At 62.4% G+C, this 17,752-nt stretch carries 13 protein-coding genes; 1 reads left to right on the forward strand and 12 read right to left on the reverse strand.

Annotated features, from left to right (window positions below; translation table 11 throughout):
- Positions 1 to 278: 278 nt before the first annotated feature.
- From NKH59_RS04255 to NKH59_RS04265, 3 genes are all read right to left on the reverse strand, one after another.
- Entirely contained in the window at positions 279 to 3,407 is a 3,129-nt protein-coding gene (locus NKH59_RS04255) for a PAS domain-containing protein (protein ID WP_352830684.1), read from the reverse strand.
- 404 nt (positions 3,408 to 3,811) lie between these two features.
- Complete coding sequence (locus NKH59_RS04260) at positions 3,812 to 5,392, reverse strand: MFS transporter (RefSeq protein ID WP_353021066.1); 1,581 nt, start codon at positions 5,390 to 5,392, stop codon at positions 3,812 to 3,814.
- Positions 5,389 to 6,483 carry an HlyD family secretion protein gene (locus tag NKH59_RS04265; RefSeq protein WP_352470621.1) on the reverse strand — a complete coding sequence of 365 codons (1,095 nt, stop codon included), beginning with the start codon at positions 6,481 to 6,483 and terminating at the stop codon, positions 5,389 to 5,391. The genes NKH59_RS04260 and NKH59_RS04265 overlap by 4 nt, the downstream gene beginning before the upstream one ends.
- A 304-nt stretch (positions 6,484 to 6,787) precedes the next feature.
- Between NKH59_RS04265 and NKH59_RS04270 the strand changes: the two genes are divergently transcribed.
- The gene (locus tag NKH59_RS04270; protein ID WP_352830687.1) at positions 6,788 to 7,183 is read left to right on the forward strand and encodes a hypothetical protein; all 396 of its coding nucleotides are present in this window, start codon (positions 6,788 to 6,790) and stop codon (positions 7,181 to 7,183) included.
- A gap of 138 nt (positions 7,184 to 7,321) precedes the next feature.
- Here the strand turns inward: NKH59_RS04270 and NKH59_RS04275 are convergent, their stop codons facing one another.
- From NKH59_RS04275 to NKH59_RS04315, 9 genes are all read right to left on the reverse strand, one after another.
- Positions 7,322 to 8,380 (reverse strand): ABC transporter ATP-binding protein, encoded by a 1,059-nt coding sequence (locus NKH59_RS04275; RefSeq protein WP_352612450.1) that lies wholly within the window; start codon positions 8,378 to 8,380, stop codon positions 7,322 to 7,324.
- A gap of 39 nt (positions 8,381 to 8,419) precedes the next feature.
- Positions 8,420 to 9,241 (reverse strand): carbohydrate ABC transporter permease, encoded by an 822-nt coding sequence (locus NKH59_RS04280; RefSeq protein WP_023674179.1) that lies wholly within the window; start codon positions 9,239 to 9,241, stop codon positions 8,420 to 8,422.
- Entirely contained in the window at positions 9,242 to 10,144 is a 903-nt protein-coding gene (locus NKH59_RS04285; protein WP_353021106.1) for a carbohydrate ABC transporter permease, read from the reverse strand.
- Between the two features lie 35 nt (positions 10,145 to 10,179).
- Positions 10,180 to 11,517, reverse strand: a complete 1,338-nt coding sequence (locus NKH59_RS04290) for an extracellular solute-binding protein (protein WP_352470624.1) — start codon at positions 11,515 to 11,517, stop codon at positions 10,180 to 10,182.
- Between the two features lie 61 nt (positions 11,518 to 11,578).
- Positions 11,579 to 12,238 carry a GntR family transcriptional regulator gene (locus NKH59_RS04295; RefSeq protein ID WP_352470625.1) on the reverse strand — a complete coding sequence of 220 codons (660 nt, stop codon included), beginning with the start codon at positions 12,236 to 12,238 and terminating at the stop codon, positions 11,579 to 11,581.
- 39 nt (positions 12,239 to 12,277) lie between these two features.
- On the reverse strand, positions 12,278 to 13,162 hold the full coding sequence (locus tag NKH59_RS04300; RefSeq protein WP_353021068.1) for a dihydrodipicolinate synthase family protein: 885 nt from the start codon (positions 13,160 to 13,162) through the stop codon (positions 12,278 to 12,280).
- A 204-nt stretch (positions 13,163 to 13,366) separates the two neighbouring features.
- Positions 13,367 to 15,163, reverse strand: coding sequence for an ABC transporter ATP-binding protein (locus tag NKH59_RS04305; protein ID WP_352470627.1), 1,797 nt, complete (start codon positions 15,161 to 15,163; stop codon positions 13,367 to 13,369).
- Positions 15,160 to 16,104 (reverse strand): acetamidase/formamidase family protein, encoded by a 945-nt coding sequence (locus NKH59_RS04310; protein ID WP_352470628.1) that lies wholly within the window; start codon positions 16,102 to 16,104, stop codon positions 15,160 to 15,162. The genes NKH59_RS04305 and NKH59_RS04310 overlap by 4 nt, the downstream gene beginning before the upstream one ends.
- Positions 16,094 to 17,737, reverse strand: a complete 1,644-nt coding sequence (locus NKH59_RS04315; RefSeq protein WP_352470629.1) for an ABC transporter substrate-binding protein — start codon at positions 17,735 to 17,737, stop codon at positions 16,094 to 16,096. The genes NKH59_RS04310 and NKH59_RS04315 overlap by 11 nt, the downstream gene beginning before the upstream one ends.
- Positions 17,738 to 17,752 lie beyond the last annotated feature (15 nt).

The raw sequence follows: 17,752 nt of genomic DNA on the forward strand, positions 1-17,752 counted from the left end.
AAGTCATGCGCTAACGCGAGCGTTGCGCTGGAATCGGTCTCGCCAAGTGAGTTGGGCGCTATCGTCATCGGGTGCCCCTAACGGACAAACAAACTCTGGAGATTGTCGGCGCTTCGTGTAGCACTTGCTCTTGATAGCTGGACTGGGCTGACGGACTCACGTCGCCACCCTAATCCCGCCACGCCCCAACCGCACCTCATGGAAATCCATGCATTGCACGGGGCGGCGGCGCCCCTTCACCGAGAGCCAAAAACCAAGCGCTTACTGAGCGCCGCCAGTTATTGCGCAGCTTTCGCTTCAACCGGGAGGGTGAAGATGAATGTCGCCCCACGCGGCATGCTATTCTCCGCCCAAAGGCGTCCGCCGTGAGACTCGATGATCGAACGGGAGATCGCGAGCCCCATGCCCATTCCGTTCCCTTTCGTTGTAAAGAACGGCTCGAATATCTTGTTGGGACGTTCGAGACCCGGGCCTCGGTCGCGGACCTCGGTCTGGATCGTGTCCTCTATCCGGCGCACGCGCATTGCAAGAACCTTGTCGCCCGCCGTGGTGTCCATCGCCTCCATGCCGTTGCGAATGAGGTTGACCAGGACCTGCTGGATCTGGACGCGATCGAACGCAACGAGCGGAAGGTTGCTTTCGACGTCGATGTCCATGCGAACGCGACGCCGCATGGCTTCCTCGGCCATAAGGTCACGTGCTTCGGCAACGACGCTGGGGATCGGCGTGCTGGTTCTCATTTCAAGCGAAGGTCTGAACAAGGCACGGATGCGGCTGACGACATCCGCCGCCGAGTTGGCATCGCGGATGATACGCTCGGCCGTGATCTTCGCGCGCTCGACGTTCGGGGGCTCGGCGGACAGCCAACGGTGGCATGCGTTGGAGTTGGCGACGATGGCGGCCAGCGGCTGGTTCACCTCATGAGCGATGGATGCGGAGAGTTCGGCAAGGCTCGCCGCCTGGCTCGCACGCGCAAGTCTCTCTTGTGCCAGCCGAAGCTCCTCTTGTGTCCGCACCTCATTTTCGATGTCGAGGCAGATAACGTTCCACTGCACTATGGCGCCTTCAGCGTTGCGCATCGGCGCGGCGCGCGTCTCGACCCAGCGATATTCACCATCGAAGCGCCGCAGACGGTGCCGTCGCGCATACGGCTCGCCTGTGGACAGACAATCGGCATATCTCTCTTTGACACCTGTCAGGTCGTCGGGATGAACACCGGCGTCGAGTGTGCCAGCCAGCCGGGACTTTCCCGCTTCGTCCAATTCCTCAAGATTGTATCCGAGGAATTCGCGGAGCTGCTGGCTGCGATATATCGGTTCGCCATCCGGCGCGGCGCAATCGATCATTGCCGGCAGTGTTTCAACGAGCTGCCAGAGAGCCCGTTCTCTCTCGCGCAGCGCCTCTTCGACGCGCAGCTGATCGTCGATGTCGTGCGTAAGGCCGTACCATTGGACGATGCGTCCACCCTGGTCCCGCAGCGGCTCCGCGCGGCCCTCCATCCAACGATAAACGCCATCGGCACGGCGCAGGCGATACTTCATGAAGAAGCGCTCGCCGGTGGCAAAGCAGCTGTCGAGTGCTTCCTTCAGGCTGGCTGCATCGTCGGGATGGACGACGGTGGCAATGAAGGCCGCCAGCAGGCTCGTGTCCGGCTTTTCCGCGTCCGCTATGTCCAGGCCGAGAAAATCTATCAGGCGCTTGTTGAAGAAGGTCGGCTCACCGTTGGGAGATAGCCGCCAGAGGTAGCTAGGAACCATGTTGACGAGTTGCGAGAGCTCTCGTTCCCGGTCGTGCAATGCGGCTTGCGTGGTCACCAGGTCATGGATGTCGACGCTCACGCCGTACCATTGGAGAATGCTGTCATCTTCGTCGCGCAGCGGCTCGGCGCGAGTCTCGGTCCAGCGATAGCCGCCGTCGGCCCGCCTCTGGCGATATCTCTGAACGTAAGGCACGCCCGTTGCGAATGAATGGCGGATCGCCTGCCGTGCGGTGTCGATATCGTCTGGATGGATCACGCTCAGCGACGGCGAGCCGTCCGGGGCGGTGATGTCGTGGAGCGTGGCCCCGGTTACATCGGTGAACCGTTTGTTGACGTAGGAAGGCGTCCCTTCCCGTGTCGTACTCCAGATCAAAGCGGGCACGGTGTCGATCAGCTGCTGAAGGCGCCGCTCACTTTTGCGCAACGCCGCCTGCGCGCGCACCTCATCGTCGATGTCGAGAGAAACCCCGTACCACTGCACGACCGTTCCGTCGTCATCGCGTCGCGGCTCGACCCTGCACTCAGCCCAGCGATAGGTGCCGTCTTTTTCGCGCCAGCGAAACCGCATCGCGGAGCCGCCGCCAGTTTCGAAACACCGCAGCAACGTGCGCTGCACCTCGGGAGCATCTTCGGGATGAATCACCTCGTACAGCAACGTTTCGATTCCCGGCTCGCCGAGCGCGTCAAAGTTCGCGATAACGGAGCGGAAATGGTCCTGGTATCGCTTGTTGAAGTAGACCGGCCCGCCGGTCGGCATCACACTCCAGATGCGGACCGGCACGGCGTCGATCATGTGCTGAAGTTGCTGCTCGCTCTGCCGCAACGCCGCTTCGGCGTGCATCTGATCGTCTATGTCGTGACAGAGGCCGTACCACTGGACGATGCGGCCAGCGCCATCGCGCATCGGCTCCGCCCGGCTCGACATCCAGCGATAGACGCCATCGGCACGGCGCAGGCGATAGCGCATGGCGAAGCTCGCACCGGTAGCGAAGCAACCACGAAGTGCATCGCCGAATGCTGCTGCGTCGTCCGGATGAACGGCGGCCTGTATCATCGCCGCCAGCCGGCTCATGCCCGGTCGGTCCAGATCCGCTACATCGAGGCCGAGAAAGTCGACCATGCGCCCATTGAAGAAGATCGGCTCGCCATCGGGATCGAGCCGCCAGATATGACTCGGGACCATATCCACGAGCTGCGAGAGTTCCCGCTCCCGGTCGCGCAATGCTGACTCGGCCCGCTTCTGGTCCTCAATGTCTATTGTCGTGCCGTACCATTGAACGATGCGCCCCTGGCTATCGCGAAATGGTCGTCCTGAGCTTCGAAACCAGCGATAGACGCCATCGGCGCGCCGCAGGCGATGCTCGGTATCATAGGGATCGCCGGTTTCGAGGCAATGCCGCCATCTGGCGGCTACAGGATCATAATCGTCGGGATGGACGGCTCGACGCCAGCCGAACTCGTCGTTGTCTTCGGAAGTGTTGAGACCCTCATGCGTGTTGCCGAGGAACGCCAGGGTGTTTGGGCTGACATAGGTGAATCTTCCGGCGGCATCGGCTGCCCACGCGTGGCCGGGCATGCTCTCAATGATTTGCAGCGCAAGCGTTGCTTCGGGGTCGATTTCGCCAAGTGAGTTGGACGCTGCTGTCATTGGCTTCTCCTGTCGGACAAAAAAGCCTGGGGACGGTCAGCGCTTGATATAGCACTTGTTTTCAATATCTGGACAGGCGAACTCACCGCCTAAATCTAGTTCCGCCATGCCTCGGCTGCATCTCATGGAAATCCATGCATTGCGCGGAGTTATCGCCGCTACGGGGGCCCTAACGATGGCCTCGCGCGAGGAGCGACGCGGATCGATGCATCAACACCTACCACTGGGAATACGAGCCGGACAGGTAAGACGCTCGGCTGCCTCTTCGTCGGCTGCAGAGTGAAACCGGAAAAACCTCTGCATTCGTCATCCCTGTCTCGTCCGGTTAACACGGCTCATGAGATAATCTGGAAGCCTCTCCCGACCAACACATCTGCTCCAAAGTATAGGGCGTGGACGCGGTTTTAGTTCTGCGGAGCGGCTTGGCGGCCGAGCAATTGTTTGGCGACAATGAGACAGGGCGCAGCGACCGCGAACAGCAGGACGAGCGCGAAGAAAGCTTCGTCGAACGAGATCGTGGCGACCTGCTTCTCAAGCGCGCGCTGCAGCAGCGGCAGGGCGGTCTTTGTCGCCGCAGTGCTGTCGACACTGTTCGCCAGAGCGTTCGCAGTTGCTCTCAAGCGCTGGTCTACGGCTGGATCGCCATTGACGAGGTGGGACGCCAGTATCGTCCGGTTGTGGACATTCTGGTGATCAATATACGTTTGCAAGAGGGCTGTGCCGGTCAGACCGCCCACCTGCTTGCCGAAGTTGAACAGCCCGATGCCAAACGGCAACGCATTGGCGGCAAGGCCCTGCAGCGTAACCAGCGTCAGTGCCACGAACAGAAGGCCGAGGCCGAATCCTCGCAGCAGCAGAGCAAGGGTCAGGTCCGGTGATCCGCTACCGCTCGTCGAAGCGGACAGCAGCCACATGGCACCTGCGAAGAGCAGAATGCCAAATGGCGCAAGCGTGATCGGGCGCATCCCGGTCCTTTGGATGACGAAGCCGGACAACAGAAGTCCAAGCGCGAGCATGGCTCCGCTGGGCAGCAGAAGCACTCCTGCGCCCGTCGCGGTAAAATCGAGCACGTTGAGGGCAAAAGCCGGAATAAGATAGGCGCTGCCTGAAAGGGCAGAGCCGGCGACGAAGCTGACGAGAAGGCCAAAGCGAAAGTCCGGATTGCCAAGGGGCGAGATGGCCAGCAGTGAGCCTTCTGAACGAAAGCGGGTCTCCCAGACGGCCAGGAGGCCGGCAGCCGTCATACCGGTTGCGGCAAGGAAGGTGATGTCGGTGTCGTCGAACCAGTTGAACCTGCTGCCTTGCAGCAGGACGTAGGTCAAAAGCGCGGCGCTGATGCCGAGCAACAATATCCTGACGGCAGGAAACCTGGTTTTCCGCCAAAAGGTCCGATCGCCGTCCGCCGCCAACAGGACAAGGGAGACGATGCCGAGCGGAATGATGCTCAGGAATATCCACTCCCAGGTCAGATGGTCGACAAGCCAGCCCTGCAGGGCTGGCGTGACGGTCGTCGGAGCCATGACGGCGCCTACGGCAAAAACCGCCTGAACGACCGGCTGATGCCGGTGCGGGAACCGAAAGAACAGCAGTGTCTGGCCGGCGACGAGAACTGTGCCGCCAGCCAGCCCTTGGACAATGCGGCAGATGCAAATCCAGGTGAGGTCCACTGACAACGTCAAGGCCGCGGATGCCAGCAGAAGGGCGACAACCGCCGCGCGCAGGCAGGCGGTCGGCCTGGCTGCCGTCACAAGTAGCGGAGCGACAAGGAACGCCGTCAGCTTGGCCGCGAGGAAAACAACGTCGATCATCGCCAGTTCGTCCAACGTTGCGTAGGTGTCGCCGAGCATGTCGATCCGGCCGATGGACAGTGCAGTGGATGCGACCGCGTCCATGAAGGCGGCCAGCACGACGCCGGTTGCTATCAAGCAAGCGCGCAATGTACCGGGATGGCGCTGCACAGCCGCCGTTTCGGCGAGGTGCATCATTGTGCTGAGCGCCCGTCCGCAATCCCGCCTGTCTGCATTTCCTGCGCTACAGCCGGAGCATCCCTGGTGCCGACGGTGATGGCAACACGAGCCGAGAGTCCCGGAACCAGGCGGCCGGGCAACGGATTGCGCGTCATCCTGATCTTGACCGGCACACGTTGGACGACGCGGATGAAGTTTCCGGTGGCGTTGTCCGGCGGCAGCAGGCTGAATGCCGCGCCGCTACCGGGAGCGAAGCTGTCGACAAGGCCGTCGATTTGCAGATCTGGATATTCATCAACCATGACGCGAACCCGTTGGCCGATCTCAACCTGCTTCAGCTGTGTTTCCTTGAAGTTGGCAACGATCCAGACATCGTTAACCGGAACGATGTCCAAGGCTGCTGTCCCTGGGGTGACATAGCGGCCGACACGGATCTGGCGATTACCGACGATGCCGCCGACCGGGGCCCTCACGACGGTGTTGGCCAGGTCGAGCATTGCCAGGTCGAGCGCTGCCTGTGCCTGGGACAGGGCTGCCTGCGCACCGGACAACTGTGCATCCAGGACACCGAGCTTCAATTTTTGAGCCAGCAGATTGGCCTCTGCACCGTCCAGCGATGCCTTTGCCTTGTCATGGCCGGCCTGCGCATCCTGCAGCTTCTGATCGCTTGCGGTCCCGTTCTTCTGCAGCGTGACGTAGCGGTTCAGGTTGGCGCGGGCGAATTGCAGGTCGGCTGCGGCAGATTGCTTCTGCGCCTCAGCCTGCGCGATCAATGCGTCCTGCAGTTCACGGGTCGCCTTGATGTTGGCGATTTCCGCCTGCCGGGCGGCGACGTTGGCTTTCGCCTGCTCGGCCTTGGCCTTGTAGTCGCTGTCGTCGATGCGAAACAGGACAGCACCCTTTGACACACTGGCATTGTCGTCTATGTCGACTTCGACGACGTAACCGGCGAGCTTCGGCGCGATGCTGGTAATGTCTCCGCGGAGATAGGCGTTATCGGTCGTTTCCTCGAACCGGCCCCGCGTGAACCATTGCCAGCTCCAAATAGCTGCCATTGGAATCACCATAAGGGCGACGATGGCGATTGCGATCTTGCGGGCTCGGCTCATGATTGCCTCGACACCCGGTCGATGCGCTCGCTATCGAAGGAGGTATCCGCCTCCCGAAGAGCGAGATGTTCGGCAAGGCTGCAAACGCACGGTGCGCAGTACAGGTTCACGAGAACGTCTCCGTCGAGCTGCGGCTCTGCAGCAAAGCAGAACTGCAGAACGATCGCGGATTTCACGCCTCGCCGCTATCACGCGGACGAACATCCCATCTGCCCTGATCGGTAGTTCGTACTGAACCTCAGCACAGGTCGTATTGTCAGTCAGCCGGATTCAGGCGCGCGAACCTCCGGCGCGGATCTCCGTAGTGCCGAAGACCGCCCACGAGAAAATTCACTTTGAAGCGTTTCCGGATCATCCTGTGGCAGCAATGATCGCAGAGAGCGCCCTCGCGGCGCGCGCGCCATGCTGGAAACTCTGCATGTTTGCCGAGGGCAGCCGCTACCAGGAGCAACTCTGCGCTGTCGGCGGCGACGGAAAGATCGAATGTCTGGTTCCCGGACCAGGCCGTTTCTGGCCGACCCAGCTTGGCCCTGCGCCAGTGCCCCAGTTGATCGTCAGTCCGCGCAATCCGCCTGGACCACGCCTGCTGGAGATTCCCGTCGACCCCCGGCTGCTCGAGGCAGGCGACCATAGCGGTTCGACTATTTCGAGCACGCCCGCTTCACCGCTGCGGTGCGCGAACAAGGCAAAGTGGAAGTGACCTTGCAAGACGGCTGGTGGGCCGTCGTCATGGGTCTCGCCCGCCCAGAGATCGGCCAGCGAAGGCCGCGCCATCGAGGTCGCCGATGAATTCGCGTTGCCGACCTAAGGCCGACCACGCATTCACCAGACCATTGGGTCAGATGCGCCGACCGGTTGCTGCGTCGAACAGATGCGCACATGCGCGGTCGATCTCGATCCCCACCCCTTCGCCCTGCCTGAGCGCAAGCCTTTCTCGGAAAAGGCAGGAAATTTCTTCACCGGAGCAGTCGACCCTGGCGAAGATTTCCGAGCCTGTCGCCTCGAGAAGCGTGATCGTGCCCGGCACGCCTTGCCCCGTCGCCCGGATATGTTCCGGTCGAATGCCGTAGACGAGTTCGCGTCCTGCGGCATCCGCGGGCTGGGCGCCTTCCGGCAACGGCAGGACCAACCCGCCGGCGCTGCGGAACACGCCCTCCTCGATGCGGCCGGCAATGAAGTTCATGGCGGGCGAGCCGATGAAACCGGCAACGAAGAGGTTGGCCGGATGGTCGTAGAGGTCCAGCGGCGCGCCGATCTGCTCGACCAGGCCGTCATGCAGCACGACGATCTTGTCGGCCATCGTCATGGCCTCGATCTGGTCGTGCGTGACATAGATCGTCGTGGTACCCAGCCGCTGGTGCAGGGCCTTGATCTCGCCGCGCATCTGGACGCGCAACTTGGCATCGAGGTTGGAGAGCGGCTCGTCGAACAGAAAGACCTGTGGGTCACGTACGATCGCGCGGCCCATGGCGACGCGCTGGCGCTGGCCGCCCGAAAGCTGGCGCGGATAGCGGTCAAGCAGCTTTTCCAGGCCGAGGATGCCGGCTGCCTTCCGGACCCGGCCAGCGGTGTCGGCCGGGTCGGCTTTCTTGATCTTGAGGGCAAAGCCCATGTTGTCGGCAACGGTCATATGCGGATAGAGCGCATAATTCTGGAACACCATGGCGATGTTCCGGTCCCGCGCGCGCAGATTGTTGACCATACGTTCGCCGATGGCGATCTTTCCGCCGGAGATCGTTTCAAGGCCCGCGATCATGCGCAGCAGCGTCGATTTTCCGCATCCCGACGGGCCGACCAGGATGACGAATTCGCCGTCGGCGATGTCGACGCTGACGTCGTGAATGATCTTGGTGGCCCCGAAGGCCTTCTGCACGTTGCTGATTGTTACCGATGCCATTGGATCTTTCCTGGAAAAGAGTGATGTCAGGACGCGCCCTCAGCCGCCCTTGACGGCGCCGGCGGTCAGCCCCGCGACGATCTGCCTTTGCGCGAACATGGTCAGGATCAGCACTGGCAACGTCACCACCAGCGCCGCCGCGGCGAGCGGCCCCCAGCTGACCTGCTCGTAGGACAGCATGTTGTAGACGGCGACCGGCAGTGTGCGCGTCTCACGGCTGGCGAGCACGACGCCGAAGACGAAATTGTTCCACGAGAAGATCACGGACAGGATGAAGGCGACGACGATGCCTGGCTTGGCGATGGGCAGGGCAACCAGCCGGAAAACCTGCCAGGAGCTGGCGCCGTCGATGTTGGCCGCCTCCTCCAGTTCCATCGGCGTGGTCTCGAAATAGCCGATCATCACCCACACCACGATCGGCACCGTCACCACCAGATGGATGATGATCTGCGGCCACAGCGTGCCGAGTATCCCGATCCATTGGAACAGCAGAAACAGCGGGATGAGATAGGATAGCCCAGGTGTCATGCGGGCGATCATGATGACGACCGCCGATCGTTCAGCCTTGAGCCGTGCGATGCCATAGCCGGCCGGTACGCCGATCAGCAGCGCCAGCAAGGTCGCCGTACCGGTCACCAGAACCGAATTCCAGAGATAGAGCAGGAAATTGTTCTCCTCGAACACCTTTACATAGTTCGACCAGGCGAAGCGTTCGGGGATCAGGATCGGCGGATAGGCACCGTTGTCGATCTCGAATTTCAGCGACAGCGAGATCATCCAGAGGAAGAACAGGATCGCCGGCGAGACGAAAACCAGGGCAGCGAAAAACAGACCGATCTGGTTGAGCAGCCGTGAACTCATCTATTTGCCCTCCGTATCGATCCACTGCGAGCGTTGGCGCAGCATCAGCAGGACAAACGACAGGACCACGATGACAATGAAGAACACCACGGCCATGGCCGAGCCGTAGCCGATATCGTAGTAGGAGAAGGCGGTGTTGTAGAGATAGATGTTGATGGTCTCCGACGCCGTACCCGGCCCGCCCTGGGTCATCGCGGAGATGATGTCGAAGCTCTTCAGCGCATCGATGGTGCGGATGATGACCGCGATCATCAGGAACGGCGCGATCATCGGCAGAGTGAGATAGCGGAATTGCTGCCAGGCATTGGCGCCGTCGATCTCGGCGCTTTCGAAGGGCTCGCGCGGCACCGAGGCCAGCCCGCCAAGCACGATCAGCATGACGAGCGGCGTCCACTGCCAGGTCTCGACCGCAACCAGCGACGGGATGACCGTGTTGGCGTTGAATATCCATTCCTGGGCCGGGATGCCGACCAGCGACAGCAGGTAGTTGAGCACGCCAAGCTGAGGATGGAACATCATTGTCCAAACCAGTGCGACGGCAACGGGTGTCGCCATCATCGGCATGACGAAGACGCCGCGCAGCAAGCCGCGCAGCGGAAACCTGGCATCGAAGATCAGGGCGGCCAGGGTGCCCAGCAGCATCGGCGCTGCAACCGAGAGGAAGGTGTAGGTCAACGTATGAACAAGGGATTCCCAGAAACGTGGGTCGCTGGCCAGGCGGAGATAGTTTTCCATCCCGGCAAAACTCCGCGACTGGCCGAGCGTCCAGCGATTGACGCTCATCCACAGGGTGAAAGCCCAGGGGAAAACGATGACGGCGCCGACGACGACGAGTGCGGGGACGACGAATGGCCAGTAGTTGGGAGCCAGCCGGATCGTCTGGCTCCCGTCGATAACCGGCATCGTCACCCCGGTCTGTTCTGGGGTGGTGGCCGACATCAGCCCTGCTCGCTCCTGTCGAGAACCGGCTGGAACTGTTCGGTGGCCTTCTTCAGCTCCGCGGCGGGATCGGCGCCGGCAATCATGTTGGTCAGCGCCACGCCATAGATGTCGCGGAATTCCGTGACCGGGATGATGACCGGCAGTGCCAGCCGACTGATATTGCCCGAGCCGACCACGGCATCAAGCCAGCTTGCCGGCATGGTGACGCCTTCACGCACCTTGGGATCCTCCAGCACGGATTTGCGGAACGGAACACCGGCGCCGGCCTGCAACAGCCGCGCGCCCATGGTTGGCGATACCGCCCACTGGCAGAACAGATAGGCAGCCTCCTTCTTCTCGCTGGCGGCGGTAACGCCAATCCCGTCGCCGAAGGTGCCCGAGGCATGCGCCTTGGGACCCTTGGGCATCACGCCGTAACCGACCTTGCCGACCACCCTCGATTTTTCCGGATTTTCCATCGGCGGGGCAAAACCCACGCCGTCGAGCCACATGCCGATCTTGCCCTGCAGGAAGGCCGACTGTGCTTCGGCCCAGTTGAACCCGGTAACGCCCGGAGGGGCGGACTTGGTCATCAATCTTTGATAGAGCGCGGCAGCCTCGATCGCCTCGGGAGCCTCGGTGCGCAGCTTGCCCTTGTCATCTAGCGGCGTCATGTCGTAGCCGAGCATCAGCGACGTCCACACCGGCGTGTTTGCGTTCTTGAGCCCGCGGGCGACGAAGCCGTATGTATTGGTCGAGTGGTCGGTCAGCGCTTCGGCGGCTGCCACAAGTTGCTCGAAGGTCTCTGGGTATTTGAGGGCTTTGGCCTCGAACAGCTCCTTGTTCCAATACAGGATCCAGTAGTCCACCGAGAACGGTAGCGAGCGCAGCACGCCCTGGCCGTCCTTGGCAAACAGCATGCCGGCTTCGGCGAAGTCGCTTTCGACCAGCGCCGGGTCGGTGAGCGACGGATCGGCGAGATAGCCGGCGATGTCGGCCAGCCAGCCACCCTTCTCGAACTGGCGCTTCTGCACGTGGTAGCTCAGATGCACGACGTCGAAGCTCGGCTTGCCCGAGCTCAACTCGATCACCGTCTTCTGGCGCTGCTGCTGCTCGGGCGTTGCCTCGGCATTGACCTTGATGCCGGTCAGTTCCTCGAACTCGGCGAGATATTTCAGGATGGTGTCGCTGCGCGGGCTTTTCACCAGATTGACGTCAAGCGTCGTCCCGGCAAAGCGTTTCCAGTCAACGCCTGCGGCAAAGCCGGGGCGAAGCCCCACAAGGCCGGCAGCGGTTAGCGCCGCGGTTCCGGCAAGGAGTTGCCTCCTGGTTGGGTTGAACAGATTGGACGACATTTCTTCCTCCCGGTTGCTGTCGTTGTGGATGCGCCGCAAACCGCGGCGCGGCTATATTTCCTCAGATCTGGAGCGCCAGCCGGCGCGCATTGTCGATATGCAGACTGATCGCTTCAACCGCTCTTTGCGGATTGCGGCTCTCCATGGCTTCGATGACCGCCAAATGTTCGCGCATCACCGGCACCACACGACCGTCGATGCGGAAACGCTCCTGGTGGATCAGCCGGATTTTCACCGAGTTGACCAGATAGGCCTTGGCGATAATCTCGTTGCCGAGCGCATTGATGAAGGTGTCGTGCATCGCCCAGTCGATGTTCTGGGCCTTGGCTTCCATTTCCGGCGTCGGTGCCTGCCCGAGAGCTTGGGCCAGCATCTCTTCATGTTCGCGCCGCATGCGGGCAAGTTCGGCATCAGAAGCGCTGGTCGTGAATAGCGCCACTGCCTCGCGTTCCATGAACAACCGAAACTGAAACGCCTCGCGGATCAGATTGATATCGATATGCGCGATCTGCATGCCGCGCTGCGGGATGGTGGTCAGCAGTCCCTCGGCCTCGAGACGCGGGACGATCTCGCGAATGGCACCCAGCGGCAGCCCGGTGAAAGCGACCAGTTCGCGCTGTGACACGAACTGCCCCGGCCGCAGATCGCGGGCCAGCAAATGCCGCGTGAAGCTGGCATAGGCCTTCTCCCGGAGAGTGATCGGTTCGCTGCCGTCTTCCACTTCAGCTCGCTTCCTTGTCGGTCAGCCCGGCCTTGTCGGTCAGGCTGCCCCTGTCGCAAACAGCCTGTCGAAGGCAGCGGCAAGCTGCCGCTGTCCCTGCGGATCGATCGGCTCCAGGGGCGGGCGGACCGCCAGCCAGCGCTCGTCGCCGGTCTTGCGCGCGACCATGACCTTCACCGCCGGCGTGACCGGGTATTTGAGCAATTCGAGCACGAAGTCTTCGACGCGTGGGTCGTCGCCCCCGTTTTCGACCATTGCCCGGATTTCGCCGGTAACAAAATTAGCCATGCCGGAAATCGCGCCCTGTCCGCCGCGGCGCACGCTTCTCGCGAGATGCCGTTCGTCGCCGATGAGGATCACCAGATCGCCGTGCGCCTCAAGCAGCGCCTCACTGTAGCTCCAGTCCCCGCCGGAATCCTTCACCCCGGCCACCACAGCGGGAAAGGCGGCGCGCAGCCGGCCGATCAGCCCAAGCGGGAGCGGCACCATGGTGACTGAGGGGATGTTATAGAGCAGCACGTCGCGCGCCAGCGGACCGAGTGCGGCGAAGACGGCGGAAAACCATCCGAACAGCCCGTCCTCGCCGACATTCTTGAAGTAGCTCGGCGGAGCGAGCAGAATGTTGCGAACGCCGCGCTGCAAAGCGTGCCGGGCCTGATCGGCGGCATCTTCGGCTGCATCGACCAGCACTGCGGCGACGAGCTGATGTGGCGGAATACCGGCCGCCAGCATGGCCTCGGTGACGATCCGTCGCTCGTCGGTGCCGACCGAGGCTCCTTCGCCGGTGGTGCCGAACAGCGTCGCGCTGCTGCAGCCGGCGCCAAGGCAGGCTCGGGCATGCGCGATCATCGGCGCGAGCGCTATCTGCCCCGACGGGTCGAAGGGTGTGGTCAGGGCAACCGAAAGACCAAAGCGGGAAGCCAATACGATCTCCGTTGAAATCAATGTGGATGTAGCGTTAGCACGCTAACATGTCAGGTGTAAACGGGTGATGTTGCCAACTCGGCATCGCCGAACGGCGCTGCCGCGGCAGCGCCATCGCCGATCATTTTCCTCCGCTCGAACATCACATATGCAGCTGTCCCCGAGCCTCTGCGGGATTGGCTGCACGAGGCAGCCTAAGCTCGATCAAGTGGCGACGAGGTGGCCGTCGCCAACATCTTCGAGCTTGAGTTTCCGGGGCTCGTCACCGATGCGCCGCACAGCGCTTGGAATTTCGCTGTCCAAACGGGCGAACCGGGCGCGGCGCCGGCCTGGATCGGGAACCGGAACGGCTTCGATCAGCCGCTTTGTGTAAGGATGGCGCGGGTTGGAGAAGATCTGGTCGCGGGTGCCCATCTCGACGATCTGCCCCAGATACATTACCGCCACGCGATCGGAGATGTTCTCGACCACCGCCATGTCGTGCGAGATGAAGAGATATGCGACGCCGAATTCGCGCTGCAGCTCCTTCAGCAATCTTAACACGCGCGCCTGCACCGACACGTCGAGAGCAGAGACGCTCTCGTCGGCAATGATCAGCTTTGGTCGCAGCGCCAGCGCCCGCGCAATGCAGATTCGCTGGCGCTGCCCGCCGGAGAATTCGTGGGGATAGCGCTCCATCTGGTCAGCCGAGAGGCCGACGCGTTCGAACAGGGCGGCGATCTGGGCATGCCGTTGCTCTCTGTCGCCGAGGCCGTGGATCAGCAGAGGCTCGGCGACGAGATCGCCGACCCGCATGCGCGGATCGAGGGACGCGAAGGGATCCTGAAAGATCATCTGCACATTGCGGCGGACAGCCTTGCGCTCCTTGCGGCTGAGCGCCGACAAGTCCTGGCCGCCGATTAAAATGCTGCCGGTGTAGGGCACCAGCCCGGCGATCGCCTTGGCCGTCGTCGACTTGCCGCAGCCCGATTCGCCGACCAGCGACAGGGTTTCGTGCGGCGCGATCGAGAAACTGACGCCTTCGACCGCGTGCACCCTGCGGTCAACGCGGCCGAAGAAGCCGCCGTGCAGGTCGAAGCGGACGTGAAGATCGCTGACAGATACAAGCTCGGCCGGCATGTTGGCGGCGTCTTGTCGTTCTTCGACGGTCCGTCCGCCGCCAATGCGCGGCACGGCGGCCAGAAGCTCGCGTGTATAGTCGGCCTGCGGGCGATTGAAGATGTCAGCCGCGCTGCCCTGCTCGACCATCCGTCCGTCACGCATGATAATGACGCGGTCCGCCATCTCGGCGACGACGCCCATGTCGTGCGTGATCAGGATAACACTGGTGCCGTGCTCGCGCTGCAGGTCGCGCAGCAGTTCCAGCACCTCACCCTGAACCGTGACATCGAGGGCGGTCGTCGGCTCATCGGCGATCAGCACGTCCGGGTTCAGGGCCAGAGCCATGGCAATCATCACGCGCTGGCGCATGCCGCCTGAGAGTTCGTGCGGATAGTGCTCGAGCCGCCGTTCGGCATCCGGAATTCGGACTGCCTTCAGCGCCTCGAGCGCCCTCAGCCGCGAGTTGGAGCGCGACATCGAGGTGTGTGCATCGATCGCCTCCGTGAGCTGACGGCCGATGGACAGCACCGGATTGAGCGATGTCATCGGTTCCTGAAAGATCATGGCAATACGGTCGCCGCGGATGCGGCGCATGCCGCTCTCGCTGAGAGCCGCGAGGTCCTGATCGCCGAGCCGGATGGAGCCTGATCCGATGCGTGCCGCCGGCTGCGGCAGCAAGCCCATGATGGCCAGCGCCGTCATCGACTTGCCGGAACCGGACTCGCCGGCGATGCAAAGCGTTTCGCCGCGCGTCAGGCCGAATGTCAGGTCGGAAACGACGTCGCGCTCGCCCTCCTCGCCGCGCACGGCGACGCTCAGGCCTGAGACGCTGAGTACCGGCCTGAGAGAGCCACTCTCCGCGGCGGCCTGCCTGGATCGTTTGATGTCCTCCACCTTCATTCAAAGACGCAGCGGGGGAAGTAGAACGAAACCACCCAGTTGGGCATGTCGACGATCTCGCTGATGCGCAGGTCACCGCAAACCGAGACGAGCATATAGGCATCTACCGGATCCATGCCGTAGCGGCCGGAGAGCAGGTCGATCATCTGGGAAACGGCACTCCTGGCGCCGTCCATCAGATCCGGCCCGATACCGGTTGTCACCTCGTAGCCCTTGGCGTCGAGATGCCGCGACACCGGACCGGGCGTTGTGAAACGCGGCGTCCGCAGCCGGGCATCCTTGACCAGATCGAGCGTCAGCACGGCGTTCATGGGGCTCTCGATCGCCGTGCCGCAGACCTCGCCATCGCCTTGCGCGGCGTGCGTGTCGCCGACCGAGAACAACGCGCCCGCGACCTCTACGGGCAGGTAGAGCACCGTGCCGGCGGCGAGATCGCGGATATCCAGGTTGCCGCCCACGCGCCGCGGCGGAACCACCGAATGCAGACCCGGCTCAGCCGGGGCATTGCCGATGGTGCCGGCGAAGGGCTTGAGCGGCACCCGGCCGCTCTTGCCGAACAGCGCCGGTTCGAGCGAGGCGGCGTCGTACTTCCAGATATTCAGTGCCGGTTGGGAGAAGTCATTCGCCAGCAGACCGAATCCCGGGATGTTCGCCGTCCAACCGAAGCCTGATGGCTTGAACGCCTCGATGGTGATTTTCAGGGCATCGCCCGGTTCTGCCCCGTCGACATAGATTGGCCCAGTGACCGGGTTCACCTTGGCAAAGTCGAGCAAAGCAACGTCGTCGATGGTGCTCTCCATCGTCAGCTGCCCGCCGGACGAGTCCAAGCACTGGAACTCGATCGTCGCCCCTGGCGCCACCCGTTCGGCCGGGACAAAGGAATTGTCCCAGCCGAAATGATGGTGGCGCCCGTGGATGGTGTAGTCGCAGTTATTGCACATCGGTCACATACACATTGTCGTAGTTGATCGGGATGTGGACCGGGTCGACATAGAGGTTGTCGGCGCCACCCATGCGGGTTGATTTCATGGTGAAACGCTGCTCGTTGAAGACCGGTGCCCAGGGCGCGTCTTCCATGATCTTGCCGTAGATCTCGCTCCACATCTTGGCGCGTTCGCCAGCCCTGGCCGGGTCGACGATGGAGTCGGCTTCGGCCGCCTTGGCGTCGAGCGCCTTGTTGCAATACCACGACCAGTTCCAGCCGCCCGGGACGGCACCAGCACAGCCGAGGATCGGGCCGTAGAAGTTCGACGGATCGGGGAAGTCGGCGATCCAGGCCATGCCGCCGGACCAGATCATCGGCGCACCGGCCTTGTCGCCGCCGGCGGCGATGACGTTGGCCTGCGCGAGCGACTGGATGCTGGCCTTGATGCCGACCGCCGCCAGATCCTGCTGAATGGCCTGCGCGATGCGCGGGTTGGGATCGGTGTTCATGGCAAACAGCTGCGTGTCAAATCCGTCGGGATGCCCGGCCTCGGCAAGCAAGGCCTTGGCCTTGGCCACGTCATAGGGATAGCCCTTGAATTCCTTGTCATAGCCAGGCATCGACGGCGGCAACGGCTGATTGGCCGGCACCGCACGGTTGTTGATCAGCTGGACGATGCGGTCCTTGTTGATCGCCATGTTGACCGCCTGCCGCACCTTCACGTTGTCGAAGGGCGCCATGGTGGTATTCATGGTGATATAGCCGGTGTGTAACTGGCCGCCCTCGACAACACGGGCCTTCTGCTCGGGATCGGCCATCACCTCCTGGAATTTCGCCGGCGGAATGCCGTCGCCGGGAACGTCGATCTCGCCTTTCTGGAGCCGCAGCAGCGCCACGATCGGCTCCTGGCCGATCTCAAAGGTGATCTTGTCGAGATGCGGCAGACCCTCGTGCCAGTAATCCGGGTTGCGCTCGAATACGACGCGCTGGCCGAGCGTCCATTCGGCGAGCTTGAAGGCGCCGGTTCCGACCGGATGTTTGCCGAAGTCTGCGCCGTATTTTTCGACTTCTTCCTTCGGCACCACATGCGAGAAGTTGATCGCCATGACATGCAGGAAGGTGGCGTCGGGCCGGGTCAGCTCGAACTTGATCGTGTAGGGATCGACGACGGTTATGCCCGCCAGGCTCTCCGCCTTGCCGGCAGCGACGTTGTCATAGCCTTTGATCGAGCCGAAGAAACCGGCACCCGGGCTCTGTGTCTTTGGATTGGTGACCCGGTCGAGCGAATATTTCACGTCGTCGGCGGTCATCTCGCGGCCATTGTGGAACTTCACTCCGTGGCGCAGCTTGAAGGTGAAGGTCTTGCCGTCGGGCGCAATCTCGTAGCTCTCGGCAAGGTCGGGCCGCAGGTTGGTGGTGCCCGGCTCGTAGTCCATCAGCCCGTCGAACAGGCTCTTGATCATCGACCAGTTCTGCCAGTCATAGCCGATGGCCGGATCGAGCGTGGCGACGTCGTCCTTGTAGGTGATGGTGATCGCGCCGCCCTGCTTGGCATTCGGATCGACGGCGTCTTCGGCACGTACGCTTGTCATGCCAAGCACCAGCGCAAGCGCCGATGCCGCCACGGTCGATATTAGATATTTTCTCATGTCATGTTCCCTTTC

This window comes from Mesorhizobium sp. M0998, from assembly GCF_040318885.1.
GTDB lineage: Bacteria > Pseudomonadota > Alphaproteobacteria > Rhizobiales > Rhizobiaceae > Mesorhizobium.